Below are 26,384 nucleotides of genomic sequence, written 5' to 3'. Positions count from 1 at the left end.
AAACCCACCCCGCCCGGCCAAGCGCGGCTTTTGATTCAACGGGCAACCACGAGGGGCTCAGCCGTTCGCCGCCGCAAACTCCGGCCGCGTCAGGTTGTCCGCCTCGCCCTCGGTGCACAGCACTTCGTCTTCGATGCGGATGCCGCCATAAGGACAGAAGAAGTCCACGCGGTCCCAGTTGATCGCATCGCCATGGCCGGCGTCCTTCACTTCGTTCAACAGCATGTCGATGAAGTACAGGCCCGGTTCGATGGTCACCACCATGCCCGGTTCCAGCACGCGGGTCAGGCGCAGGTACGGATGGCCGGCCGGGCGCTCGATGCGGCCGCCCTCGTCGCTGGCCGCGAAACCGGCCACGTCGTGCACCTGCAGGCCGATCAGGTGGCCGATGCCGTGCGGGAAGAATGCGGCGCTGACGCCGGTCTCCAGCGCGGTCTGCGGCGAGATCTTGATCACGCCGAAGTCCTTCAGCACGCCCATCAGCGAAAGATGCGCGTCCACATGCAGCTGCTTGTAGTCGAAACCCGGACGTACCGCCGCGCACATCTTCTGCTGGGCGGCATCGACGGCGGCGATCATCGCCGCGAATTCGTCGTGGCCCTGCGCGGCGTAGGTGCGGGTGATGTCGCTGGCGTAGCCGTGCGCGCTGGCACCGGCATCGATCAGGAAGCTGCGCAGCGGCTGCGGTGCCTTGCGGCCAAGTTCGGTGTAATGCAGCACGGCGGCATGTTCGTTCAGCGCTACGATGTTGCCGTAGGGCAGCTCGTTGGCATCCTGGCCCACCGCCTGGCAGTACGCCATGTGGATGCTGAACTCGTCGGCGCCGTTGCGGAACGCGGCTTCGGCAGCGCGGTGGCCGCGCACACCCAGCACCTGCGCCTGGCGCATCAGCGCGATTTCATACGGCGTCTTGCTGCCGCGGTGCCATTCCAGGTAGTTCACTACCGGCGCCGGATTGTTCGGCACGTAGTTGCCCAGCGCGCTCTGCGGCTCGCCGAGGATCGCGCAGCGCGACGGGTCGGCCGGTAGCAGGGCCAGCGCTTCTTCCGGCTTGCGGATGATGTGGATGTCGAAGTGCTCCACCCACCAGCCACTCGGCGCATCGGGTACCACGTGCCAGTAATCGAAGGGCTGGTGGAAGATCACTGCCGGACGCTTGCCAGGGGTGAACACGATCCAGCTGTTGGGCACACGGGTCAGCGGCAGCCAGGCCTTGAACTGCGGATTGACCGCATACGGGTAGTCGCGGTCGTCGAACACCTGGTAGTGCAGGGTGCCGCTGGGCACCACCAGGTGATCGAAGCCGCCGCGGGCCAGCGCCTGTTCGGCGCGTCGACAGAGCACGGCCAGGTGGTCGGAATACAGGGCGCCGGGGTCTTGCTGGATCATTGCGGTGGCTCGACACGGAAAACGGCCCTAGATTCTGCCGCATACCGCGAAAAACCGCTGTGCCGGAACCGGCACTCAGGCCGTCGAAACCGGTCCCTCGTCGCTGTCTTCGCCCACCCACTGGCGCAGCAGCTGCCGATGTTCGCGTGACAGGGTCAGGAAGCGGAAGCCGGTCCAGCTCTGCCCGGGAACGTGCGCGGGCTCACTCCACAGCAGATGCACGCCCACATCAATGTCCTGCTGGCGGCCGTCACCCAGTGGCAGCGGGAAGCGCAGCTGGTACAGCGCATCCTCGCGCAGTGGTGCGCTGGCCAGCATCAGCATGCCGGTTTCGGAAACATTGCCGAGACGGCCCACCACGCATTCGCGCATCTGGTCGGTGACCGGGACCAGATCCGAGACCTGGCGACGCGGCGCGCGACGGGTGTCCTGCGGCTGGGTAGTCATGCGGAAGTCTCCTGCGTGTGGCCGGCCGCCAACGCGCGCAACGCGCCAAGGCTGGCTTCCCAGGCGCGGTCGACCAGCCGGGCCTTGTCTTCGGTGACCAGCTGCGCACGGCCGGCGCTGATCTGCCTGGCCAGCGTATCCAGGTCGGTATCGGCGATCTTCTGCCCGCGCGGATTGACGAACAGGGCGTGGCCGGTCAGCAGGCTGTACCAGGACAGGCGCTGGCGGCGCAGCGTGCCATCACCGGTGTCGATGTCGAACCAGCTGCCGAACGGCAGCGTGGACAGCTGCTGGTAGGCCGCTTCTTCGGCACTGCTGCGGGGCGTTGCAGGCGCGGTGCCGGTGGGCGTACCGGCGTGCTCGCCCAGACGCGCACGTGCTTTCAGGCGGGCACTGAGTTCGGTACGCGAGGTGCTCTCGTCCTCGCCGCCGGGCGTAGCCAGCCTGCGCGCGACGGCGGCGGCTTCTTCGGCGTGGTAGCCGACCTGCAGCAGGGCGGCCTCGACGTCGGCGGCGAGCGCGGCATCGGTGCCATCAGGGGCATCAACGGCCTGCGCGGTGATGGCGGCGATGCGCTGGGTCTGCTGCAGACGTTCCTGCCACTGCGGTGAGTCGTCGCCGTGGCGCAGGCGGGTCAGGGTCAGGGCGTCGGCCCAGGCCTGGCGCAGCAGGGTCTGCACGAAGCGCGGTGGCGACTGCGCTTCGCAGCACTGGTCGATCTGTGCGGTGGCCTGGCGACGAGCCAGTTCCAACCGCTCCTTGCCGCGCGCGGCTTCCACATGGCGGCGCTCGGCCAGTTCGGCACGATGGGCCGCCGCGCGCTGGTGCTGCTGCACGTCTTCGTTGGCGGCGGCGAAGGCGTCCGGCGCCCGTGCGTCCTGGCCCAGCAGGCCCTGCACGCTCTGCGCCATGCGCTGCAGCAACTGCGGGTCGACATCATCGTCGCCCAGCCAGTTGGCGCCGACTTCGGCAATCTGGTTGAGCAGTTCGCGCGCCGGGTGCTCGTCGCGTACGAAGAAGCCCGGATCGGCCATGGCCGCGCGTGCCAAGGGCACCTGCAGGCGCGCCAGCAGGGCGGCCGGCACCGGGTCCGGGCGTTGTTGCTGCTGTACCTGCTGCATCAGCATGCGCAGCAGGTCGAGGTTGTCACGGTCGTGGCTGCCCAGCTGCGCCTGTGTCCCGTGCTCACTGCGCAGCTGCGCCACTACGGCGGCCTGCAGGTCGGCGACGCCGGTGGCCGAGCTGGACTGGGCCTGCAGGCGCGCGAGCACCGCGTCAACTGCCGCGCTCGGCACCGCATCGCGGTCCGCGGGTGCTGTGCTGGCGTGGCGTGCCTGCTGCAGCAGCTCATGCAGCGCGCTGCCGGTGGAGGTGGTCAGGCCGGGCAGGGCCGTGCCGGCTGCGCCGCCATCCTGGAAAGCGTCCTGCACCAGACTCGACCAGGAACCGGCGGGTGCCGATCCGTTCCACCCGGTCAGTGGCGCCGCGGTGCGCTTGGCTGGCTGGGTGGTACGTCCACCGCCCACCGACTGGGTGATGATCCGCCGCGTGCTCGACGAGCGCGCCAGGTAGGGGGTGTAGACCAGGCCGGGCAGCACGCCGTTCTGCGCCAGCAGGGCATTGGCGCGGTCGAGGATGTCGCCCAGGCGTTCCAGCACCTGGCGCTCGAAGCTGCGATACAGCGCCAACTGGACTTCCAGGCCGAGCGCATCCTGTTCGGCGATCCGGCGCAGCATCGCGCACAGTGCCTGCGGGGCCAGCGGCAGGGTGTCGGCCTCGAAGGCCGGTGCCGCGGCCAGTACGCCCAGGCGTTGGCCCAGCAGGTTCAGCGTGTTGGTCGAACGCAGCGTTTCCCGCCGCACCATCTCGGTCAGCAGCAGGTCGCGGTCCACTTCATGTTCATCGACCAGCGACAGCCCGAGCATGCCGGGCAATGGCGGCGGCGTGGCAGCGGTTGGGCTGCCGGCAGCGGGTTCGCGCAAACGTATCAGCGCGTCGGCCACGGCATCGAGCATGCGGTCGGCGAAATGGCCGGAGAAGGCGTGCAGCTGGCCGCGCTGGGCCATCAGTTCGGCCTGCAGCTGTGGATTGCGCGCGCGATCGGCGTCGTGCAACAGCGTCTGTTCCAGCGCTTCGACGGTCAGGATCAGAGGGGCGGCCAGCGTCTGCCGGCACAGGCCGATCAAGCCGCCCAGCAGCTCACGCACCCGCGGTGGCAGGTTACTGGCAGCCAGACGGGCGTTGTCGGCAGAGGTTATGGAGAAGACAGCTGACATCGGCAGGCGGTACCCGGATTCCCGCGGATCGATCTTGTGAATCTACCGTGTCGGCCGCCGTCGGCGCTACTTTAGGGTGAATGTGCACTCTGTTCGCCAGGCATGGCCCGACGGATGAACGCTCGCGCCGACCGTTGGCCGGCACGACCCTCTGTCACGCGAGCATCAATCTTCCAGGAACAGGCTCACCACATCGTTGGTGAAGCGGCGGCCTAGTTCGGTCGGCTGCACGTGCCCATCCGTCACGTCCAGCCAGCCGCGCTGCACGGCCTCGGCCAGCGGTGCGTCCAGCACGCTGCGCGGCAGCCCGGTGCGCGATTCGAAATCGCGCAGGCCGAAACCTTCGTGCAGGCGCAGCAGGTTGAGCATGTACTCGAACGGCAGGCGCTCGGCTGCGATCACGTCGTCGCCACCGAACGAGGCCGGAGTGCCAGCGCTGTCCAGGTAGGCCTGCGGATGCTTCAGCTTCCAGCGGCGCAGCACGTGTTCCTCGGCGCCCGAGCTGATCTTGCCGTGCGCGCCGGCACCGATGCCCAGGTAGTCGCCGAAGCGCCAGTAGTTCAGGTTGTGGGCGCTCTGCCGGCCGGGGCGGGCGTAGGCACTGACTTCGTACTGGCCGAAACCGGCCTGTGCCAGCAGGGCCTGGCAGTGTTCCTGCATGTCCCAGGCGTTGTCTTCATCGGGAATGCCCTGCGGCGGCCGCGCGAAGAACACCGTGTTCGGTTCCAGGGTCAGCTGGTAGTGCGAGATGTGCGCCGGCTGCAGCGCGAATGCACGTTCCAGGTCGGCCTCGGCGCCGGCCAGGGTCTGTTCCGGCAGCGCGTACATCAGGTCGATGTTGAAGTTGTCGTAGCCCGCGTCCTGCGCCATCTTCACTGCGCGCTCGGCTTCGCCACTGTCGTGGATGCGGCCCAGGCGCTTGAGCATGGCGTCGTCGAAACTCTGGATGCCGAAGCTGAGGCGGTTGACGCCGGCCGCGCGGTAGCGGTCGAAGCGGCCATGCTCGGCCGTGCCCGGGTTGGTTTCCAGGGTGATTTCGGCGTTGGGGGCAAAGCGCAGGCGCGCGCTGGCCTGCTGCAGGAAGCGGTCGATCGCCTCCGGCGGAAACAGGCTGGGCGTCCCGCCACCGAAGAACACGCTGTGCACCACCCGGCCCCAGACCAGTGGCAGGTCCTGGTCCAGATCGCGCAGCAGTGCATCGATGTAGGCGTCGAACGGCAGCTCGCCCTTGGCCTGGTGCGAATTGAAATCGCAGTACGGGCATTTGCGCACGCACCAGGGCAGGTGCACGTACAACGACAGCGGTGGTGGCACCAGTCGCGGCGGGCTGTCGTGGTCAGCGGAGCAGGCTTCGCCGGGCAGGTGGTTGCAGTGGTCGTGGGCGTGCGGCATGGGCTTCTTCGGTAGTGCCGGCCGCTGGCCGGCTTCCCTGGTTCGATCGGGTGGCGTCAGTACAGCGTCGCCAGCTGCTGCTTGAGCTGCTGCAGGGCAATGGCGCGGTGGCTGATGGCGTTCTTCAATGCCGGCTCCATTTCCGCGGCGGTCAGGCCGTGGGTGGTGTCCAGGAACACCGGGTTGTAGCCAAAACCATTCGTGCCACGCAGTTCGCGGATGATCTGGCCTTCCCAGCGGCCTTCACAGATCAGCGGCTGCGGGTCGGTGGCGTGGCGCAGCAGCACGATCACCGCATAGAAGCGGGCGCTGCGCTGGCCATCGGGAACGTCATTCATTGCGTCCAGCAGCTTGGCGTTGTTGGCCGCGGCGTTGGTCGGGTGGCCCGCGTAGCGCGCGCTGTACAGGCCCGGCGCACCGCCGAGGGCATCGACGATCAGGCCCGAATCATCGGCCAGCGCCGGCAGGCCGGTCGCTTCGCAGGCCGCGCGCGCCTTCAGCAGCGCGTTCTCGACGAAGGTCAGGCCGGTCTCATCCACGTCGCCCAGGCCCAGTTCGGCGGCCGAGGTGATCTGCAGCGGCAGGTCGGCGAGGATCTCCTGCATCTCCACCAGCTTGCCGGCGTTGTGGCTGGCCAGTACCAGTTTCTTCATTGACGGGGCTCCAGCAGGTCCCAGGTGTTGCCATACAGATCGCGGAACACCGCAACCGTTGCATAGGGCTCTTCGCGCGGCGCTTCCAGGAACTCGACGCCGGCGGCGACCATCGCCGCGTGGTCGCGATGGAAGTCGTCGGTGTTGAGGAAGAAGCCGACGCGGCCACCGGTCTGGTTGCCGATGCGGCTGCGCTGTTCCTCGTTGCTGGCGCGGGCCAGCAGCAGGGCGGCGGCGCTGCCGTCGGTCGGCCCCACCACCACCCAGCGCTTGTGGCCCTGGTCGATGTCTTCCAGCAGTGCGAAGCCAAGCTTGCCGGTGTACCAGGCAATGGCTTCGTCGTAGTCGGCCACCACCAGGGTGGTCAGGGCGATGCGGCGGTTCATGCCGACAGCGCCGCCTGCTGTGCGGCCAGCAGTTCGCCCACGCCCTTCTCGGCCAGGCCCAGCAGCGCATCCAGTTCATCGCGGCGGAAGGCATGGCCTTCGGCGGTGCCCTGCAGCTCGATGAAGCCGCCACCGTCGTTCATCACCACGTTCATGTCGGTGTCGCAGTCGCTGTCTTCGGCGTAGTCCAGGTCCAGCACCGGAGTGCCGCGGTAGACGCCTACCGACACGGCAGCCACTGCGCCCAGGATCGGGTTGCGCTTGATGTCGCCACGCTTTATCAGCACGTTCACCGCATCGACCAGGGCCACGTAGGCGCCAGTGATGGCGGCGGTGCGGGTGCCACCATCGGCCTGCAGCACGTCGCAGTCGAGGGTGATGGTGCGCTCGCCCAGCGCGTTGCGGTCCACGCAGGCACGCAGGCTGCGGCCGATCAGGCGCTGGATCTCCAGCGTGCGGCCACCCTGCTTGCCACGGGCCGCTTCGCGGTCGCTGCGGGTGTGGGTGGCGCGCGGCAGCATGCCGTACTCGGCGGTCACCCAGCCTTCGCCCTTGCCACGCAGGAAGCCCGGCACGCGGTTCTCGACGCTGGCGGTGCACAGCACACGGGTTTCACCGAAGCACACCAGCACCGAACCTTCGGCATGGCGGGTGAAGCCGCGTTGGATGACGACCGGGCGGAGCTGGTCGGGCTGGCGGCCGCTGGGGCGGGAATCGGACATGGTGCGGGTTCCGTAATGGCGAGGGAGTACGCCGCCACGCCCGCGGCCTTCACGGGGCGGGCAAGGGGGCTCTGGTGAGGGCGCTAGGGTACCATTCCCCCTTTGCACGCACCGGACACAATCCATGATTCGAAGCATGACCGCCTATGCCGGCGGCGAGCGGGTCACCCCGTGGGGCACGCTCGGCTGCGAGCTGCGCTCGGTCAACCACCGTTTCCTGGAGGTCGGCACCCGCCTGCCCGAGGAACTGCGCGCGCTCGAACCGCAGTTGCGCGAGCGCATCGCCGCACGTCTGAGCCGCGGCAAGCTGGATCTGGTGATGCGCCTGCGCGCGCCGGAAGCGGCGGCCAACCTGCAGGTGGACGAGGCCCTGCTGGGCCAGCTGGGCCGCCTGGCCCACCGCCTGACCTCTGATTTCCCCAACCTGCAGGTCAGCTTCACCGACCTGCTGCAGCTGCCGGGCGTGACCCGTGGCGAGGCCACCGATGCCGCCGCCCTGCAGGTCGAGGCGTTGGCCCTGCTGGACCAGGTGCTGGATGGCTTCGTCGAGGCCCGTGAGCGCGAAGGCGGCAAGTTGTCTGCGGCCATCAGCGAGCGTGTGGACGGCATCGAGCGCATCGCCACCGAAGTGCGCACCTTGATTCCGGCCATTCGCGACGACCAGCGCGCCAAGCTGGCCGCCCGTCTGGCTGACCTGCCGCACCCGGTCGACCCCGGCCGCGCCGAGCAGGAGCTGGTGCTGTGGCTGCAGAAGCTGGACGTGGATGAAGAGCTGGACCGCCTTGGCAGCCATATCGTCGAGATTCGTCGCGTGCTCAAGCAGCGCGAGCCGGTCGGCCGCCGCCTGGACTTCCTGCTGCAGGAGTTCAACCGCGAAGCCAACACGCTGGGGTCGAAGTCGGTGGACAGCCGCACGTCCAATGCCGCGGTGGAGCTGAAGGTGCTGATCGACCAGATCCGCGAACAGGTGCAGAACATCGAGTGATGTTCCGCGCAATTGCCTGGGAGGATCACAGTCCTTCCAGGTAGTCCCCGGCTATCGCGACGCAGTGGTCGAAGTCTGGCGTGTAGTCCAGCGTGTCGATGGCCTTGAACGCAATCTTCAATGTCGGATGGGGATTGCGGATCTGATCAAGAAACGTTGATCGATGGCGGACCAGTGCGTCTGCGGCGGCCGCCAGCGCGTCCGGCTCGCGTTCGATGACCAGCGCAAGATCGAACAGGTCTCGGGCCGTTGTTCGATGCCCCCGATGGAACATTTTCTTGGCGATGATTTCCGCCGACGTTTCCACCCGTATGCGCTGACCATCGATCATCCATTCCTCCCAGGCGTCATCGAGAAGATTGGGGGCCGCGACGAAATCCACCTCGCCTTCCTCGAACTGCAGCTTTACCCAGGCGCTGGGATCTTCGCTGTAGTCGCCGGTAAGGCTCGCGGCCACATAGCTCAAGCGGGGAGTAACGAACCCCAGGTACTGGGGATTCGGCACGAAGATGTCGATGTCCTTGCTGAGCCGGTGCCGATGTCGAAACATCAGCACCGTTCCGCCGCCCAAGGTCCAGAACGGATCGGTGATGCCGCCGTGGCGCTGGATCTCCCCGATGAGGACAAGCGCCCGAGGCAGCAGCGCCTGCCAGGCGCCGGCCGGCAATTCGCGGTTCACATCCACAGGTCCTTGCGATGGGCAGAAAGTGTGTTGGCCATCTTCGCCACGTTGCGCCAGATGCGCCGTGGTGGCATCTGCGCGCCGATTGCAGCTTCTTCGACCGCCATCACCATCATGGCGGGAGGGGCTTCATCCAGCAGGTGCGCCATCTGCGCCGCGTAGGTGGCAGGAACTTCCCCACTGACCAGCACGCGCGCCAGCTCGCCAGCCGTCAGTTCGCTTGCGTAGCTCACGTTGGCGGTGCGTGCGGCCATTTTCAGGCCTTGCTTGCGCAGCCGGCTTTCGGTGGTGGGTGCCGGTACATCCAGACCGAGCACGGCCATCACCTGTCCCACGCGATTGACACCCAGGTCACTCAGGGTGCCCCCTTCCAGGCCGACCACGGTTTGCCGGGAAAGGCCGCTGAGATGAGCCAGTTGGCCTTGCGACAGACCAAGCTGCTCACGGCGGGCGCGAACCGCCTTGCCGATGTCGATCAGGTTCATGGCTTGATTGTCCAATATTTTGGACACGATTCAAGTGCCCGGAAGCGGCACGTTGGCAAACCTTCACGTCTCAAACCACGCTGATGCCCGGCGCTCCTTCGCCCAAACGCCCCACCACGGCTGCCTGGCCGAACCCCGCGTCGTGGAAGCAGGCCAGCACCGCATCCACCGCCTCCGGGGCGCAGGACACCAGCAGGCCGCCGCTGGTCTGCGGGTCGGTCAGCAGTGGCTGCCAGTGTGCCGGCAACCCATCGGCGAAGCGCACCTCGGCGCCATAGGAAGCCCAGTTTCGGTTGGAGGCGCCGGTCACGCAGCCACGCTGCAGCAGCTCCAGCGTCTGCGGCAGCAGCGGGATCTGCGCGCTGTCCACTTCGGCGGCAACGCCACTGGCGCGGCACACTTCCAGCAGGTGGCCGAGCAGGCCGAAGCCGGTGACATCGGTCATGGCGTGCACGCCGTCCAGCGCGGCCAGGGGCACGCCCACGGTGTTCAGGCGGGTGGTCGACGCGACCATCTGCCGGTAGCCCTCGGCATCCAGCACTTCTTTTTTCAGCGCTGACGAATACACGCCCACGCCCAATGGTTTGCCCAGCACCAGCGCGTCGCCGGCGCGGGCATCGGCATTGCGCTTGAGCCGCTGCGGATCGAGCACGCCGATCGCAGCCAGGCCGTAGATGGGTTCCACCGAATCGATGCTGTGGCCGCCGGCCACCACGATGCCGGCATCGGCGCAGGCGCGTTCGCCCCCCTGAAGGATGCCGCGGATGGTGTCCTGCGGCAGGGTGTTGATCGGCATGCCGACGATGGCCAGTGCGAACAGCGGGCGCGCGCCCATCGCATACAGGTCCGACAGCGCGTTGGTGGCGGCGATGCGGCCGAAGTCGAATGGATCGTCGACGATCGGCATGAAGAAATCAGTGGTGGCGACAATGGCCTGGCGGTCATCGAGGCGGTACACCGCCGCGTCGTCGCTGGTCTCGCGGCCGACCAGCAGTTCAGCCGGTGCCGGAAGCGCTGGAATGCCGCGCAGCAGTTCGGTCAGCACGCCCGGCGCGATCTTGCAGCCGCAGCCACCACCGTGTGCCAGCGAGGTCAGTCGTTGCGGGGCATCGGCCGTTGAAGGGGCGGAGGACTGCGCGTGCGTGGCCATGCCGACATCTCCTGCGGAAACACGAATGGCGGAAGGCAGCAGGAGTCGAACCTACCAGGGAACGATCGACGCCCCCTACTGGGTTTGAAGCCCAGCCGCATGCCCGGATGCGCATGCCTTCCGAAAGTACGGCGGTACCGGTGGGCTCAGTCGCGGGCTGCGTTCCACTGCAGGTCGCCACGCGGCCGATGCTGGTCACCGACGCGTCGAGTGTAGCCAACGCGATTGAAGAACTCCAAGATCTGGATGCTGCGTTTGCGGCCCAGGCCGATGGCATCGCGGAAGGCGGCCGCATCCACCGTGCCGCTGGCCTGTGACAGCTGCGCGACGATGGCGGCGAGTTCCACAATGCGCGCGGGTGCATAGAACAGGTCCGGCACCACTTGAAACAGTTCGCCACGTGCGGCGGCGTGGCGCAGGACGGCGCGGACCTCGTCTTCGGCCAGTCCGAAGTCGGCGGCCAGGGTACGCACCCACGGTGGATCGAAGCCGCCGGCGTGCAACTGAGGTAGCACGCGGTCCAGCAGCAAGCGTTCGCGTTCCGGTGGCGCATGGTCGTGGCCGGGCAGGCGCCACCACGCACCCGCGCGCTGCACGAGGCTGTCTTCAAGCAGGTCCTGCAGCAGGGCGTTCCACAGTCCTGCTGCCAATGCAGGAAGGGTGCTGCGCTGCAGGCGCCCGCTGTCGACACCCGGCTCGTCCGGGCGTCGCTCATGCCATCCACGCAGTGAGGTGATCACCTGCTCGCGCAATGCCTGCCAATGCGAGGCAAGGATGATCACCGTGTCTTCGCGGGTGGCGATGCGTCGCGTGTCCGCAGGAAGATCGATCCGGTCGGCCGCGCGCCGGCAGTACCGTTGCAGCGCGGCCATGGGTATGCCGAAGGGCGCCTGCTGCAACAGCGGGCCGATTCCCGCACCTGCGGCCAGCTGCTCCAGTGCTCCCAGCCAGGCGAGCCGTGCGGGGCTGCGCCGGCGCCGCTGCGGCGGATCCGGGTCGAGCACGACGCCACCACCCAGCGTATGGGCCGCAGCTGAATCGCGGGCAATGAAGCGATCGCCACACATCGCACAGACGGGTGCATCGAACACCAGTTGCACCAACTGCCCATTGCCGTGATCGTCGTCCTCCAGCAGCACCACATGGGCCTGCCGGTGCATCGTGCCCCAGTGGATATGCAGCGGCGCCCAGTCGCGCAACGGTGCGGACAACGCGGAAAGACGCAGGCGCACATCGACTCGGGTGGTCGCCAGCAGGGCGCGCGGGTCGGCGATCCAGTCGCCACGGTGGATGTCATCACGGGCGATGGCCGCCAGGTTCAGCGCGCAGCGCTGCCCGGCCATCGCGTGGTCGCTGGCCTGGTTCTGTGCGTGGATGCTGCGCACGCGTACGTCGGTGGCGGCGGGCATCAGCTGCAGGTGGTCGCCCACCATGGCGACGCCGCCATGCACTGCGCCGGTCACCAGCGTGCCGTGGCCGGCCAGCGAGAACACGCGGTCCACCGGCATGCGGAACAGTTCGCTGCGCAGTTCGGCCTGGCGCGTACTGGCGTCGTCCGCTGCCCACGCGTGCAGCTGGGTACGCAGTGCGCTGATGCCGGCATCGTCGGGTGCGGTGCTGTTGCAGGCGAACAGAGGGGAATCCTGCAGTGGTGTCGCGGCCAGCAGCGCAGCGATCTCGATCTCGACCCGGGCGATGCGCGCCGCATCCACACGGTCGATCTTGGTCAGCGCCACAGCCCCCCGGTTCACGCCCAGCAGTTGCAGGATCGCCAGATGCTCGCGGGTCTGTGGCATCACGCCGTCGTCGGCAGCGATCACCAGCAGGGCGACATCGATACCCGTGGCACCGGCCACCATCGTGTGCACGAAGCGCTCATGGCCCGGCACGTCGACGAAACCCAGCGTCGCGGCCGGGCCTTCGACGTCCGTGCTTTCCACCGGGACATAGGCGTAGCCCAGTTCGATCGATATGCCGCGCGTACGCTCTTCCTGCAGGCGATCGGTTTCGATGCCGGTCAGTGCGCGTACCAGGCTTGTTTTGCCATGGTCGATATGCCCGGCGGTGCCGACGATCATGCCTGCAGCATGCTCCATTGGGCCAGGAACACCGCTTCGTCCCCGGGTTCCAGGCAGCGCAGGTCCAGCCACAACGCGTCATCGGCGATGCGGCCCAGCACCGGGCGCGGTAGTTGGCGCAAGCGCTTGGCCAGGCGATCCAGCCCGCCACGGCGTGCGCTGGTGATGCGCAGTCCGGCGCTGGCCAGCTGTGCCTGTGGCTGCGCGCCGCTGCCGACCTGGCTGTGCATTGAGGCCTCTTCAAGGGTGTAGTCGTCTGCCAGCACGGACTGCATCGGCTGCAGCAGGCGATGGGCCTGCGCAGCAACGTCATCCTGCGTGCGCGACAGGGTGCGCAGGGTGGGCAGCCTCTGTGTCAGCAGCTCCGGTTCGCGGTACAGGGCCAGCACCGCTTCCAGCGCAGCCAGTCCCATCTTGTCCATGCGCAGTGCGCGCTTGAGCGGGTTGCGGTTGATCCGCGCGATCAGGTCGGCGCGGCCGGCGATGATGCCGGCCTGCGGACCCCCCAGCAGCTTGTCGCCGCTGAACGAAACCAGATCGGCGCCGGCCGCCAGCGTTTCCTGCACGGTGGGTTCGTGCGGCAGACCGAACGTGGCCAGATCGCACAGGCTGCCACTGCCCAGGTCCACCATCAGCGGCAGGCCATGCGCGTGCGCGATCGCGGCCATCGCCGCGGTGTCGACCTTGGCGGTGAAACCGGTGATCGCGTAGTTGCTGGCGTGCACCTCCATCAGCAATGCGGTGCGTGCGCCGATGGCGTTGGCGAAGTCGGCCGGATGGGTACGGTTGGTGGTGCCGACTTCCAGCAGCCGCGCGCCGGCACTGCGCATCACGTCGGGAATGCGGAAGGCGCCACCGATCTCCACCAGCTCGCCGCGAGACACCACCACGTCGCGGCGGTTGGCCAGGCTGTTGAGCAGCAGCAGGACCGCCGCCGCATTGTTGTTCACCACGGTGGCGGCTTCAGCGCCGGTCAGTTCGCAGATCAATGCCTGTACCCGTGCATCGCGGTCGCCGCGACGGCCACGGACGACGTCGAACTCCAGGTCCACCGGCGCGGTCATCGCGCGAGTGACTGCGTGTACGGCGGCATCGGGAAGCAATGCGCGGCCGAGATTGGTGTGCAGCACGGTGCCGGTCAGGTTGAACATCGGCTGCAGGTCCAACCGTGCATCGGCTGCGAGTGCGGCCTCGACCGCTGCGGCCAGCGCTGGGCCCTCAACCGCTTCCTGCAGCTGCGCGGTCGACAACTGGCCGGCGCTGATACGCTCACGCAGCACCTGCAGGTGCGAACGCAGCAGCTGGGTGATGCGGCTTCGACCGTGGCCTTCGATCAGTGGCGCCAGTGCAGGCAGGCGCAGCACCCGGTCCAGCGAGGGCAGGGCGGAAACCGATGCCGGGGTGGGGGGCGTGGCGCTCATCGCCTCAATCGCCGTCGGATTGCCACAACAGCGGACTCTGGCTGGCGCGCGCATAGCCTTCCTCGGCCAGCAGCAGATCCAGCGCCAGCGTGCCGAGGTCATCGGCAACCGGCTCCAGTGACGGGTCTTTCTCCAGATACAGGATCTTGCGGTAGCTGTGGCAGTGGTCGCAGGTCTCGGCACGCACCGCGCTCTCGCGCACCGCCTCGCCGCTGTCGCCGTCCACATCGGCCAGGGCGCGATAGGCGATGTCCTTGCCGGCGGCACCACACTGGCTGCACTGCACGCGCACGTAGTGCCACTGGCAGGCGCACAGCGAGCACGACAGGTAACGGTAAGACGCATAGGGTGGGCGTGCCTGCACTACGCTGACCACCGGTAGCGAGCCGCACAACGGGCACAGGCCGGGTGCATCGGCCAACGGTTTCAGGTCGGTGGGGCGGAAGCTGTCCGCCAGCACCGCCCAATAAGCCTGCAGTGCATTCATGACCAGCAGCGCAGCGACCGCATCTACCGACGGCGCGTCATCGCGCTCCAGCACGGCATGCGCCTGCGCATCCAGCCAGGCATCGTCGGCCGCGGCGACGCGCTGCAGCTCCTGGCGGGTTTCCACCGGAAGCCCGGCCTCGTCGGCACAGTGCTGGCACAGCGTGCGCAGCCAGTCGCGCCAGCGTCCATCCAGTTGAAGCGTGTTGGCCGGCCGCAACGGCATGCCGGCACCGGCCGCCGCACTCGACTGCTGCGCACGTGCGTGCGACTGCAGCGCCTCGCGTTGCTGCGGTGTCAGCTCGTCCAGCAGCGCCTGCTGTGCATCGGCCAGCGCCGCCAGCAGCTGCAGGTAGCCGCCGATGGCACTGCGCGCAGCCAGGCTGCGCAGGCGCGTCGCGCGCTCAGCAAACAGGGACGTGACATCGGGCAGGATGATGCGCGGGACATCGCGCGAGGCGAGCGTCTCGATCTCACCGGGTTCAAGGATGCGTTGCGCCATGCAGGGCCGGCCAGAAGAACCAGGCTCCATCCTCGCCGTTGTCGGCGCTGGCGTCCAGCGTGTTCAAACAACGCAGTCGAGCAAAGCAGTCGAGCATGGCTCGACTCTACAAAATTCGGTTTCGGTCGTTGCCATGTTCATTGTGTCGACCAAGGTCGACACCCGCCAAGAGCAGCTCATGCCATTCCGACAGCAGCGGGAAACTGTCGAAGGCGGGGTGGGTCCGGTTGCGGGGGTGTCCGCGGCATGGATGCGGCGGCCAAGCCCCCAAGGACGGGTTTACGGCGTCCCCCGCAACCGGACCCACCCGGCCACCCCTCAGGAAGCCAGCTTTTGACGTTGACGTTGCCTCTGCGGGTGCAGGGCCGCAGGCCCTGCCGCTACCCCTCTTCCCGCCGTCCGCGCAGGATGTCCCGGAACCATTGCCGGTGATGTTTGTACGCCCACCCATAGGTCACCTTGCCCTGGGTCATCGCCCGCACCGAGCCATTGATCCAGAGCGCTGCGTAGATGTGCACCACGATCGCGCAGATCAGCACCCAGCCGAACAGCGCATGGGCAAGTACCGAGAAGCGGATCACCCCGATCGGGAAGAAGTGGCTGAAATACTGCCGCCAGATCACGAAGCCGGTCAGCAGCAGCGCCGACAGGCAGCCGATGATGGCCCAGAACAGCAGCTTCTGGCCCGCATTGAAACGGCCCACCGGCGGCAGCTTCTCATCCTCGTTGCGCAGCACATCGCGCATGCCGCGCATCCACGCGCGATCGTCAGCGGTCGGCAGATTGTCGCGCCACATGCGGAACGCCAGCAGTGCAAAGCCCACCACCATGGCCAAGCCGATGAACGGATGCAGGATGCGCGTCCACGGTCCACCGCCGAACAGCTGGGTCAGCGGAAACAGGGCAGGGTGGAACAGGGCCAACCCGGACAAGGCGGTCAGCACGAAGCAGATCGCCACGATCCAGTGGTTGATGCGGGTCGGCGCACGGTAGCGGATGATCTGGCGCGGGTGCGGGGCGTACTTCATGGCCGCTGCTCCTCTTCGATCTTCTTCGCCTCGTGTTCGGCTTCCTCTTCTTCCTCGTCATTGACCGTGTTGCGGCCGATGCCGATGTAATGCAGGAACCCAGCGAAGGCGGTGGCGGCGATCGCCAGCACGCCCAGCGGCTTGGCCACGCCCTTCCAGACTTCCACCATCGGGCTGATGCGCGGGTCCTTGGGCAGGTCGGCGTACAGCTCAGGCTTGTCCACATGCTGCAGCACGTACATCACGTGGGTGCCACCCACGCCCTGCGGGTCGTACAGGCCGGCGTTCTCGTAGCCGCGCGATTTCAGGTCGTCCACGCGTCCGGCCGCGTGCTCGGTCATCGCCTGCTTGCTGCCGAAGGTGATCGCACCGGTCGGGCAGGTCTTCACGCAGGCCGGTTCCTGGCCCACCGCCACCCGGTCCGAGCACAGCGTGCACTTGTAGGCCTTGTGGTCCTTCTTGGAAATGCGCGGCACGTCGAACGGGCAACCGGTCACGCAGTAGCCGCAGCCGATGCAGTTCTCTTCCTGGAAGTCGACGATGCCGTTGGCGTACTGGATGATTGCGCCGGGCGACGGACAGGCCTTCAGGCAGCCCGGATCGCTGCAGTGCATGCACCCTTCCTTGCGGATCAGCCATTCCAGCTTGCCCTTCTCGTCCTCGTACTCACGGAACTTCATCACCGTCCACGACTGGTCGCTCAGGTCGGGCGGGTTGTCATAGCTGCCAACGCAGCTGCCCACTTCGTCGCGCAGGTCGTTCCATTCCATGCAGGCGACCTGGCAGGCCTTGCAGCCGATGCACTTGCTCACATCGATCAGCTTGGCGACCTGGCCGGTGTGCGCACCACGCGCCTCCGGCGAGGGCGTGGTGGTGGCCGAGCGGCGAATGATGTCCAGGGATTGCAGTGACATGGCGTGTCTCCTACACCTTCTCGACCTTGACCAGGATGCACTTCGATTCGGGCGTCTGCGAGTTGCCGTCACCGATGGCGTTGGTCAGCGTATTGGCGATGTATCCGGGCTTGGCCGCACCGAGGAAACCCCAGTGGATCGGCACGCCCACCTGGTGCACGGTCCGGCCATCGATCTGCAGGGCCTTGATGCGCTTGGTCACCATGGCCACCGCTTCGATGTGGCCGCGCTTGGAACTGACGCGCACGCGGCTGCCGTTGTTGATGCCCAGCTCGTCGGCCAAGGCCGCGCCGATCTCGACGAACTGCTCGGGCTGGATGATGGCATTCAACTTGCCGTGCTTGGTCCAGAAGTGGAAATGCTCGGTCAGGCGGTAGGTGGTGGCCACATGCGGGAACTCGTCCGGCGAACCGATCTGTGCACGGTCGCTGGCGAACACGCGTGCTGCCGGATTGTTCAGCGTCAGTGCCTGGCCGGGGCTGAGCGGATTGCTGCGCAGCGGGGTATCGAAGGGCTCGTAGTGTTCCGGGAACGGGCCTTCGGCCATGCCGGCCTTGGCGAAGAAGCGGGCGATGCCCTCCGGGTTCATGATGAACGGTCCCATGCCGCCGGCGGGATCTTCGTCGGCCTTGAAGTCCGGCACGTCCACGCTGCCCCAGTTCTTGCCGTTCCAGGCCAGCAGCGTGCGGCGGGGATCGAACGGCTGGCCGGCCAGGTCGCACGAGGCGCGGTTGTACATCACCCGGCGGTTGGCCGGCCACGCCCAGGCCCAGCCCAGCGTGTTGCCGATGCCGGTGGGGTCGCTGTTGTCGCGCCGCGCCATCATGTTGCCGGTCGGGCCCCAGGCGCCGATATAGATCCAGCAGCCGGAGGCGGTGCTGCCGTCGTCGCGCAGGTCGCCGAATGCGGCCAGCTGCTCGCCGGCCTTGCGCACCAGCTTGGTCGGGTCCTTCGGATCGAACACGTCGGCCAGCGCCTTGCCGTTGTATTCCATCGCCAGTTCTTCCGGCGTCGGCAGCTCCGGATTGGAATACTTCCACGCCAGGTCGCGCACCGGCTCCCACCACGCACCGCCGTCCTTCTCGTACATCGCTTTGATGCGATGGAACAGCTCGGACATGATCTCGATGTCGCTGCGCGCTTCGCCCGGCGGATTGGCACCCTTCCAGTGCCACTGCAGCCAGCGCGAGGAGTTCACCACGGCGCCATTTTCCTCGGCGAATGACGTGGTCGGCAGGCGGAACACCTCGGTCTGGATCGTGCTCGGGTCGACATCGTTCAACGCACCGTGGTTCTGCCAGAAGGCGATGGTCTCGGTTTCCAGCGGGTCCATGCTGACCATGAACTTCAGCTTGGAGAACGCGCTGATCAGCTTGCCCTTGTTCGGCGCCGAGGCCAGCGGATTGAAGCCCTGGCAGATGTAGCCATGGATCTTGCCTTCATTCATCAGCTCGTACGCCTGCAGCATGTCGTACGGCTTGTCGAGCTTGGGCAGGTGGTCGAAGCACCAGTTGTTGTCGGCGGTGGCGGCATCGCCCCACCACGACTTCATCAGGCTGACGTGGAACTTCGGGTAGTTCTGCCAGAACGACATCTGGTTGGCGCGCAACGGCTTCTGCGTGCGCTTGGCGATGTAGGCCTCGTAGTCCTGCTCGTCCTGCTTCGGCAGCGTCAGGTAGCCGGGCAACAGGTCGGACATCAGGCCGATGTCGGTCAGGCCCTGGATGTTGGAATGCCCGCGCAAGGCGTTCATGCCACCACCGGCCACGCCGATGTTGCCCAGCAGCAGCTGCACCATGGTCCCGGCACGCACGTTCTGCGCGCCGATCGAGTGCTGCGTCCAGCCCAGCGCGTACAGGATGGTCATCGCCTTGTCCTTGCCGGCGGTGGACGCGATCATGTCCCAGATCTGGCGGATGCTGTCGGCCGGCGTGCCGCAGATGCGTTCGACCATCTCCACGGTGTAGCGCGCGTAGTGCTGCTTGAGCAGGTTGTAGACGCAGCGCGGGTCCTTCAGCGTCGGGTCGCTGCGCACGAAGCCATCGTCACCGTAGGCGTAGTCCCAGCTGGAGCGGTCGTAGCTGCGCTTCTCTTCGTTGTAGCCCGAATACAGGCCGTCCTTGAAGGCGAACTCGTCCTTCACCAGGAACGACATGTCGGTGTAGTTCAGCACGTACTCGTGCTGGATGCGGTCCTCGGTCAACAGGTAGTTGATCAGCCCGCCCAGGAACACGATGTCGGTGCCGGTGCGGATCGGCGCGTACACGTCGGCCACCGCAGCCGAGCGGTTGAAACGCGGATCGACCACGATCAGCCGGGCCTTGTTGTGTGCCTTGGCCTCGGTCACCCATTTGAACCCGCACGGGTGCGCCTCGGCGGCATTGCCACCCATGATCAGGATCAGGTCGGCATTCTTGATGTCGACCCAGTGATTCGTCATCGCACCACGGCCTAGCGTCGGGGCAAGACCTGCCACCGTCGGGCCGTGTCAGACACGTGCCTGGTTGTCGAATGCCAGCATGCCGAGGGAGCGGACGACCTTGTGGGTCAGCACCGCGGTTTCATTGCTGGTGGCCGAGGCCGCCAGCATGCCGGTGGTCAGCCAGCGGTTGACCGTCTGCCCGGCTTCGTTCTTCTGCACGAAGTTGGCATCGCGGTCTTCCTTCATCAGCCGCGCGATGCGGTCCAGCGCATCGTCCCAGCTCAGCCGCTTCCACTCGTTCGAGCCCGGCGCGCGGTACTCGGGGTAGAGCAGGCGCGACTTGCTGTGGATGATGTCGGCCAGGCCGGCGCCCTTCGGGCACAGCGTGCCGCGGTTCACCGGATGGTCCGGGTCGCCCTCGATATGGAAGATGCTCGGCTCGGCGTTCTTGGCGCCATCGCCGAGGCTGTACATCAGGATGCCGCAGGCCACCGAACAGTAGGTACAGGTGTTGCGGGTCTCGGTCGCACGGGTCAGCTTGTACTGCCTGACCTCCGCGAGCGCGATGCCGGGCGCGAAGCCCATCAATGCCAGACTGGAGCCGACCAGGGTTGTCCCGGTCACTTTCAGGAACTGGCGGCGGCTCATCGATGGCATGCCGTTCTCCTGGGATGGCGGGGAGGCGCTGGCCTCCGGGCTGTCGTTGGGTACGGCCCGGTTATAGCACAGGCCCCCGCACGCCCATGTGGCACAAGGCGCGGCGCCTGCCGGGCGGGCGCGTAACGGGGCCGCTCTGGTAAAGTTGCGTGCCCGCACCCCGGGGAAGCGTCTGCCGGGCCTGGTTCCAGGATGTTCCGCGCAGCCCCCGCCGTCCTGGCGCGATCCTCCGCGCCGGAGCTGGAACATCGAGGAAAAATTTTGCGAAATCAACCCGTTGGATCCCCCGCATGAGCGCCCCGTCGAAGCCGTCGGACGCCGTTGCGCGCGGCACGCTGTACATCGTTGCCGCCCCGTCCGGCGCCGGCAAGAGCAGCATCGTCAATGCCACCCTGGCGCGTGACCCGCAGATCGCCCTGTCGATCTCCTTCACCTCGCGCGCGATGCGCCCCGGTGAAGTGAACGGCCAGCACTACCATTTCGTCAGCGCCGAGAAGTTCGAGGAAATGATCGCCGCAGGCGACTTCTTCGAGCATGCCTGGGTGCACGGCGACTGGAAGGGCACCGCCCGCCAGTCTGTGGAACCGCAGCTGGCCGCCGGGCAGGACGTGCTGCTGGAAATCGACTGGCAGGGCGCGCAGCAGGTGCGCCAGCTGGTGCCGGGCACGGTCACCGTGTTCATCCTGCCGCCGTCCAAGCAGGCCCTGCAGGACCGCATGCGCAAGCGCGGCCAGGACAGCGAGGCAGTCATCGCCCAGCGCCTGGGCGCGGCCCGTGACGAGATGCTGCACTTCAACGAGTTCGACTACGTCATCGTCAACGAGGTGTTCGACACCGCCGTGGACGAGCTGTGCGCCATCTTCACCGCCAGCCGCCTGCGCCGGGAGGCCCAGAAGGTCCGCCACGCCGGCCTGATCCAGGCCCTGTTGACCCCCGATCCGGGCGCAACTGACTGATTCCAAAAGAATCGGGTGGGGGTTGGCTTGATTTTGTCCAGCCCCTGCCAGTACACTCCGTCCCCTTTCCCTCATTCGACTGAGCGGCCGACCGGTCGCCGGGAGCCCGTATGGCCCGCATCACCGTAGAAGATTGCCTGGAAGTCGTTAACAACCGTTTCGAACTGGTCATGATGGCTTCCAAGCGTGCCCGCCAGCTCGCCAACGGCGTGCAGGCCACGCTGGACAACAGCGAGACCGAGGACAAGCCGACCGTGCTGGCGCTGCGCGAAATCGCCGCCCGCAAGATCGACAACGCGCTGATCGACGAAGTCGAGAAGGCCGAGCGTGAGCGCGCCGAGCGTGAAGCGCTGGAGTGGGCTGCCGCGGAAGTGGTCGCCGACGAAGACATGTCCAAGAACGACGATTGATCGCATCGATCAACGTAATCGTTGGATGTGCCGAACAGCCCGCCCCGTGCGGGCTGTTTCGCATTCAGGATTTGCCGTAAACGTCGCGCTGGAATAGGCTTCGGGCATGAACCCAGGCCCCACTGCCAAGGTCGCCGCAGCCCCCGCTGCCGCCGTACCCGACTACGTCCTCCAGCTTGAACGCGCCGCCCATTACCTGCCGCCGGAACAGCTGCCGCTGTTGCGCCGCGCCTGGGAAGTCGGAGCCGCCGCGCACGCCGGGCAGACGCGCAAGTCGGGCGAGCCCTATATCACCCATCCGGTGGCCGTGGCCCAGGTGCTGGCTGAGCTGGGCCTGGACGTGGAAGCGCTGATCGCCGCGATCCTGCACGACACCATCGAAGACACCCCGCTGACCCGTGAGGCGCTGGCCGCCGAGTTCGGCGAAGCCGTGGCCGAACTGGTCGACGGCGTGACCAAGCTGGACAAGCTGAAGTTCCGCGACCGCCAGGAAGCGGCCGCCGAGAGCTTCCGCAAGATGCTGCTGGCGATGTCGCGCGACCTGCGCGTGATCATGATCAAGCTGGCTGACCGCCTGCACAACATGCGCACGCTGGGCGCGCAGAGCCGCGAAGCGCGCGGCCGCATCGCCCGCGAGACGCTGGAGATCTACGCGCCCATCGCCCAGCGCCTGGGCATGAGCCTGGTCAAGAGCGAGCTGCAGAACCTGGGCTTCAAGGCGCTGTACCCGTGGCGCCACGCCATCATCGAAAAACACATCCGCAGCCAGCCGGTGGTGCGCCGCGAAGCGATGGCGCAGGTGGAAGTGCAGCTGTCGCAGCGGCTGGCGAAAGAGGGCATCGAGCACCGCCTGGTCAGCCGCATCAAGACCCCGTGGAGCATCTACAACAAGATGCGCGACGAGAACAAATCCTTCGACCAGGTGATGGACGTGTTCGGCTTCCGCCTGGTCGTGCGCAGCGTGCCCAGCTGTTATCACGCGCTGGGTTCGGTGCACGCCACGTTCAAACCCCTGGATGGCCGCTTCCGCGATTTCATCGCCATTCCCAAGGCCAACGGTTACCAGTCGCTGCACACCGTGCTGTTCGGGCCCTACGGCTCGCCGATCGAGGTGCAGATCCGCACCGAGGAAATGGACCTGATCGCCGAACGCGGCGTGGCCGCGCACTGGACCTACAAGTTTGGTGGCGATTCGCCCAACAGCGCGCAGAGCCGCGCCCACGCCTGGATCGTCGAACTGATCGACTCGCAGCGCGCTGCCGGTTCGTCGCTGGAGTTCCTCGACAACGTCAAGGTCGACCTGTTCCCGGACGAGGTCTATCTGTTCACGCCGAAGGGCAAGATCCTGGCCCTGCCGCGCAATTCCACAGCGCTCGATTTCGCCTACGCCGTGCATACCGATGTCGGCAACATGGCGGTGGCCTCGCGCGTGGACAAGAAACTGGTGCCACTGCGCACCAAGCTGGTGTCGGGGCAGTCGGTGGAGATCATCACCGCACGCTCGGCCACGCCGAAACCGCAGTGGCTGGAATTCGTGGTCACCAGCAAGGCGCGCACCGCCATCCGCCACCAGCTCAAGCAGCTGGAGCACGAAGATGCCGTGCAGCTGGGCCACCGCATGCTCGACCGTGCGCTGGAAGCGATGGATTCGTCGCTGGAGCGGCTGCCGAAGGGGCGCCTGGATGCGTTCCTCACCGAGCATCGTTTCCCGCGCCTGGAGGCCCTGCTGGCCGAGGTCGCGCTGGGCAACTGGATGCCGACCCAGGCCGCGCAGGCACTGATGGCCTACGCCGAACTGCGTGGCGGCCCGCATTCGCGCCACCATTCGCAGGAAAAGATCCTGATCAACGGCAGCGAGCGCGGCGTGGTCACCTTCGCCGGCTGCTGCCAGCCGATTCCCGGCGACGAGATCATGGGCTACCACACCGCCGGCAAGGGCATCGTGGTGCACCGCATGGACTGCCCGAACCTGGCCGAGCTGCGCAAGTCACCCGAGCGCTGGGTGCCGATCGGCTGGGATACCACCGTCTCCGGCGACTACGACACCTCGCTGGTGGTGGAAGTGGAGAACGGCACCGGCGTGCTGGCGCAGCTGGCCGCCGCCATTGCGCAGAGCCATTCCAACATCGAGCGCGTGGACTACCTGGACCGCGACTTCAACGCCGCCGTGCTGGCGTTCAACATCCAGGTGCGCGACCGCAACCACTTGGCCGAGGTGATGCGCCGCCTGCGCCGCCTGTCGGTCGTGCAAGCGGTGCGCCGGCAATAACGCGACCCCGGTAGTGCCGGCCGCTGGCCGGCAACCGTGTGGATCCTCGGTTGCATCGCGCACTTGCCGGCCAGCGGCCGGCACTACCGGGTTGCTACAATCACCGCTCTGTTTTCCCCCAAGCACCGGAGCGACCCATGTCCCGCCAGATCATCAACACCGAAAAGGCTCCCGCCGCCATCGGCCCGTACTCGCAGGCCGTGCGCGCCGGCAACACCGTGTACTTCTCCGGCCAGATCCCGCTCGACCCGGCCACCGGCGACATCGTCGGCGCCGGTGACGTCGAAGCGCAGGCCCGCCGCGCCTTTGACAACCTCAAGGCTGTGGCTGAAGCCGCTGGCGGCTCGCTGGACAAGGTCGTGCGCCTCGGCCTGTACCTGACCGATCTGGGCGAGTTCGCCAAGGTCAATGCGGTCATGCAGGACTACTTCCAGGCCCCGTACCCGGCCCGTTCCACCATCGAAGTCTCCGGCCTGCCGAAGGGCGCCAACTTCGAGGTCGACGCGGTGATGGTCATCGACTGACCGCCACGTGGCACGCAAGGCGGCGGTCACCCCGGTCCTGTCACCGTCCGGCGAAGCATCCCTGGCGATGCTCGCGGGCGTGGGTCCGGCCGTGGCCGCCAAACTGCAGGCGCGTGGCCTGGCCACCCTGCAGGATCTCTGGCTTCACCTGCCGCTGCGTTATGAAGACCGGACCCGGCTGACCCGCATCGAAGACCTGCGCAACGGCGTGCCGGCACAGGTGGAAGGGCGGGTGGTCGCGGTCGAGCGCGGCATGCGTTACCGGCCGATGCTGAAAGTGGCTGTGGAAGACGAAGGGCGGGGCACCCTGGTGCTGCGCTTCTTCCACTTCCGCCAGCAGCAGGTCGGCCAGTTCGCGGTCGGCAACCGGCTGCGCTGCTTCGGCACGCCCAAACCGGGCCAGCTCGGCCTGGAAATCGTCCACCCCAGCTACCAGGTACTGGGCCGCAACGACGATCCCGAACTCGGTGACCGCCTCGACCCGGTGTATCCCACCGTCGAAGGCGTCGGCCCGATGACCATGCGCAAGCTGATCGGCCAGGCGCTGGACCGCCTGCCCGAGGAAAGCGCGCTGGAACTGCTGCCCAGCGGCTGGCTCGACGGCCTTGGCCTGCCGTCACTGCGCAGCGCGCTGCTGACCGTACACCGGCCGCCACCGGATGCCGACCTGGCCGCGTTGGCCGCCGGCACTCATCCAGCGCAGCGTCGCCTGGCAATGGAAGAGCTGCTGGCCCACCACCTCAGCCTGCGCCGCCAGCGCATTGCCCTCCAGGCGCACCACGCACCGCCGCTGGCCGGTCCCGGCAAGCTGGCCAAGGCGCTGCTGAATCAGCTGCCGTTCGCGCTGACCGGCGCGCAGGCGCGCGTGTTCAAGCAGATCCGCGAAGACCTGTCGCGGCCCAGCCCGATGTTGCGGCTGGTGCAGGGCGACGTCGGTTCCGGCAAGACCGTGGTCGCCGCGCTGGCCGCGATGCTGGCGGTGGAGCAGGGCAAGCAGGTCGCGTTGGCTGCCCCCACCGAGCTGCTGGCCGAACAGCACCTCAACAACCTGCGCGGGTGGCTGGAGCCGCTCGGCGTGCGTATCGCGTGGCTGGCCGGCAAGGTCACCGGCAAGGCGCGCGCCAGGGTGATGGAGCAGGTCGCCAACGGCGAAGCACAGGTGGTGGTCGGTACCCACGCACTGATGCAGGAGGCGGTGGTGTTCCAGGACCTGGCCCTGGCCATTGTCGACGAGCAGCACCGCTTCGGCGTGCACCAGCGGTTGGCGCTGCGCGACAAGGGCGCAGGCGGCAACAGCGTGCCGCACCAGCTGGTGATGACCGCCACACCGATTCCGCGCACGCTGGCAATGTCCGAGTACGCCGACCTGGATGTGTCGGCCATCGACGAACTGCCGCCGGGCCGCACGCCGGTGCAGACCGTCGCACTCAACAATGACCGTCGCCCGGAATTGATCGAGCGCATCGCACTGGCCTGCCAGGAAGGGCGTCAGGTCTACTGGGTGTGCACGCTCATCGAGGAAAGCGAAGAACTGGATGCCACGCCCGCGCAGGCGACCTACGAATCGCTGCAGGCGCTGCTGCCGGGCGTGCGCGTGGGGCTGGTGCATGGCCGCCTGAAGGCCGCTGAAAAGCTGGCGACGATGGTGGCGTTCAAGGCCGGCGACATCGACCTGCTGGTGGCGACCACCGTGATCGAAGTCGGCGTGGACGTGCCCAACGCCTCACTGATGGTGATCGAAAATGCCGAGCGTCTGGGTCTGGCCCAGCTGCACCAGCTGCGCGGTCGCGTGGGGCGTGGTTCGGCGGTGTCGCGCTGCGTGCTGCTGTACCAGGCGCCGCTCTCGCAGATGGCACGCGAGCGCCTGCAGACCATGCGCGAAACCAACGATGGTTTCGTCATCGCCGAAAAGGATCTGGAGCTGCGCGGTCCCGGCGAACTGCTGGGTACCCGGCAGACCGGCCTGGCCGGTTTCCGCATTGCTGATCTCGCGCGCGATGCCGGTCTGCTGCCGGGCGTGCATGAGCTGGCTGAGCGCCTGCTGGCGCAGCAGCCCGCGCTGGCCGATCGTGTGGTGCAGCGCTGGATCGGCACCGCCGTGCGTTACGCCTCGGCCTGATCCCTGTAGAGCCGAGCCCATGCTCGGCTGC

The 26,384-nt window shown here is 67.3% G+C and carries 22 protein-coding genes and 1 tRNA gene; 6 read left to right on the top strand and 17 right to left on the bottom strand.

Annotation, left to right across the window (positions count from 1 at the left end; translation table 11 throughout):
- Positions 1-57 precede the first annotated feature (57 nt).
- The 7 genes from pepQ to rph all read right to left on the bottom strand — a co-directional run bounded on the left by pepQ (position 58) and on the right by rph (position 7,265).
- Positions 58-1,389 (bottom strand): Xaa-Pro dipeptidase, encoded by a 1,332-nt coding sequence (gene pepQ, locus N5J73_RS10150; RefSeq protein ID WP_164078678.1) that lies wholly within the window; start codon positions 1,387-1,389, stop codon positions 58-60.
- Positions 1,390-1,464: 75 nt separating this feature from the next.
- Positions 1,465-1,836: a PilZ domain-containing protein gene (locus tag N5J73_RS10145; protein ID WP_049443677.1), complete on the bottom strand. Its 372-nt coding sequence runs from the start codon at positions 1,834-1,836 to the stop codon at positions 1,465-1,467.
- Entirely contained in the window at positions 1,833-4,112 is a 2,280-nt protein-coding gene (locus N5J73_RS10140) for a DUF1631 family protein (protein WP_154349591.1), read from the bottom strand. The genes N5J73_RS10145 and N5J73_RS10140 overlap by 4 nt, the downstream gene beginning before the upstream one ends.
- 165 nt (positions 4,113-4,277) lie before the next feature.
- A complete protein-coding gene (hemW, locus tag N5J73_RS10135) occupies positions 4,278-5,504 on the bottom strand; it encodes a radical SAM family heme chaperone HemW (RefSeq protein ID WP_164078677.1) in 1,227 nt (408 codons plus the stop codon).
- A gap of 56 nt (positions 5,505-5,560) precedes the next feature.
- Positions 5,561-6,157, bottom strand: a complete 597-nt coding sequence (gene rdgB, locus N5J73_RS10130; protein ID WP_049443671.1) for an RdgB/HAM1 family non-canonical purine NTP pyrophosphatase — start codon at positions 6,155-6,157, stop codon at positions 5,561-5,563.
- Complete coding sequence (locus tag N5J73_RS10125) at positions 6,154-6,543, bottom strand: VOC family protein (protein WP_049443669.1); 390 nt, start codon at positions 6,541-6,543, stop codon at positions 6,154-6,156. Before N5J73_RS10125 ends, rdgB begins: the two co-directional genes overlap by 4 nt.
- A complete protein-coding gene (rph, locus tag N5J73_RS10120; RefSeq protein ID WP_043034086.1) occupies positions 6,540-7,265 on the bottom strand; it encodes a ribonuclease PH in 726 nt (241 codons plus the stop codon). Before rph ends, N5J73_RS10125 begins: the two co-directional genes overlap by 4 nt.
- Before the next feature lie 124 nt (positions 7,266-7,389).
- Between rph and N5J73_RS10115 the strand changes: the two genes are divergently transcribed.
- Entirely contained in the window at positions 7,390-8,250 is an 861-nt protein-coding gene (locus N5J73_RS10115; protein ID WP_279940897.1) for a YicC/YloC family endoribonuclease, read from the top strand.
- A gap of 25 nt (positions 8,251-8,275) precedes the next feature.
- Here the strand turns inward: N5J73_RS10115 and N5J73_RS10110 are convergent, their stop codons facing one another.
- From N5J73_RS10110 to fdnG, 10 genes are all read right to left on the bottom strand, one after another.
- A complete protein-coding gene (locus tag N5J73_RS10110; protein ID WP_164078676.1) occupies positions 8,276-8,929 on the bottom strand; it encodes a nucleotidyl transferase AbiEii/AbiGii toxin family protein in 654 nt (217 codons plus the stop codon).
- Positions 8,926-9,417: a helix-turn-helix domain-containing protein gene (locus N5J73_RS10105; RefSeq protein ID WP_049443665.1), complete on the bottom strand. Its 492-nt coding sequence runs from the start codon at positions 9,415-9,417 to the stop codon at positions 8,926-8,928. Before N5J73_RS10105 ends, N5J73_RS10110 begins: the two co-directional genes overlap by 4 nt.
- A 70-nt stretch (positions 9,418-9,487) precedes the next feature.
- Complete coding sequence (gene selD / locus N5J73_RS10100) at positions 9,488-10,567, bottom strand: selenide, water dikinase SelD (protein ID WP_164078675.1); 1,080 nt, start codon at positions 10,565-10,567, stop codon at positions 9,488-9,490.
- Positions 10,568-10,593: 26 nt separating this feature from the next.
- Positions 10,594-10,689, bottom strand: a tRNA-Sec gene (locus N5J73_RS10095).
- 24 nt (positions 10,690-10,713) lie between these two features.
- Positions 10,714-12,645 carry a selenocysteine-specific translation elongation factor gene (gene selB / locus N5J73_RS10090; RefSeq protein WP_154349588.1) on the bottom strand — a complete coding sequence of 644 codons (1,932 nt, stop codon included), beginning with the start codon at positions 12,643-12,645 and terminating at the stop codon, positions 10,714-10,716.
- On the bottom strand, positions 12,642-14,066 hold the full coding sequence (gene selA / locus N5J73_RS10085) for an L-seryl-tRNA(Sec) selenium transferase (RefSeq protein ID WP_154349587.1): 1,425 nt from the start codon (positions 14,064-14,066) through the stop codon (positions 12,642-12,644). Before selA ends, selB begins: the two co-directional genes overlap by 4 nt.
- Before the next feature lie 4 nt (positions 14,067-14,070).
- Positions 14,071-15,054 carry a formate dehydrogenase accessory protein FdhE gene (gene fdhE / locus N5J73_RS10080; protein ID WP_154349586.1) on the bottom strand — a complete coding sequence of 328 codons (984 nt, stop codon included), beginning with the start codon at positions 15,052-15,054 and terminating at the stop codon, positions 14,071-14,073.
- 380 nt (positions 15,055-15,434) lie between these two features.
- The gene (locus tag N5J73_RS10075) at positions 15,435-16,082 is read right to left on the bottom strand and encodes a formate dehydrogenase subunit gamma (RefSeq protein WP_164078674.1); all 648 of its coding nucleotides are present in this window, start codon (positions 16,080-16,082) and stop codon (positions 15,435-15,437) included.
- Positions 16,079-16,996: a formate dehydrogenase subunit beta gene (gene fdxH / locus N5J73_RS10070; RefSeq protein WP_049448816.1), complete on the bottom strand. Its 918-nt coding sequence runs from the start codon at positions 16,994-16,996 to the stop codon at positions 16,079-16,081. The genes N5J73_RS10075 and fdxH overlap by 4 nt, the downstream gene beginning before the upstream one ends.
- Positions 16,997-17,006: 10 nt before the next feature.
- The gene (fdnG, locus tag N5J73_RS10065) at positions 17,007-20,075 is read right to left on the bottom strand and encodes a formate dehydrogenase-N subunit alpha (RefSeq protein WP_164078673.1); all 3,069 of its coding nucleotides are present in this window, start codon (positions 20,073-20,075) and stop codon (positions 17,007-17,009) included.
- A 290-nt stretch (positions 20,076-20,365) separates the two neighbouring features.
- On the opposite strand from fdnG, the gene gmk reads away from it, so the two are divergent.
- The 5 genes from gmk to recG all read left to right on the top strand — a co-directional run bounded on the left by gmk (position 20,366) and on the right by recG (position 26,353).
- Positions 20,366-21,031: a guanylate kinase gene (gene gmk, locus N5J73_RS10060; protein WP_014038334.1), complete on the top strand. Its 666-nt coding sequence runs from the start codon at positions 20,366-20,368 to the stop codon at positions 21,029-21,031.
- 110 nt (positions 21,032-21,141) lie between these two features.
- Complete coding sequence (gene rpoZ / locus N5J73_RS10055; protein ID WP_005410877.1) at positions 21,142-21,441, top strand: DNA-directed RNA polymerase subunit omega; 300 nt, start codon at positions 21,142-21,144, stop codon at positions 21,439-21,441.
- A gap of 106 nt (positions 21,442-21,547) precedes the next feature.
- Positions 21,548-23,710: a bifunctional (p)ppGpp synthetase/guanosine-3',5'-bis(diphosphate) 3'-pyrophosphohydrolase gene (locus N5J73_RS10050; RefSeq protein ID WP_057499641.1), complete on the top strand. Its 2,163-nt coding sequence runs from the start codon at positions 21,548-21,550 to the stop codon at positions 23,708-23,710.
- Between the two features lie 137 nt (positions 23,711-23,847).
- Positions 23,848-24,234 (top strand): RidA family protein, encoded by a 387-nt coding sequence (locus tag N5J73_RS10045; RefSeq protein ID WP_005410875.1) that lies wholly within the window; start codon positions 23,848-23,850, stop codon positions 24,232-24,234.
- A 7-nt stretch (positions 24,235-24,241) separates the two neighbouring features.
- Positions 24,242-26,353, top strand: a complete 2,112-nt coding sequence (gene recG, locus N5J73_RS10040; protein ID WP_049447237.1) for an ATP-dependent DNA helicase RecG — start codon at positions 24,242-24,244, stop codon at positions 26,351-26,353.
- Positions 26,354-26,384 lie beyond the last annotated feature (31 nt).

Source organism: Stenotrophomonas sp. GD03654 (assembly GCF_029845105.1).
Taxonomy (GTDB): Bacteria; Pseudomonadota; Gammaproteobacteria; order Xanthomonadales; family Xanthomonadaceae; genus Stenotrophomonas; species Stenotrophomonas africana.
The sequence above is the reverse complement of the archived record's forward strand: the minus strand, read 5'-3'. Positions and strand labels throughout refer to the sequence as shown.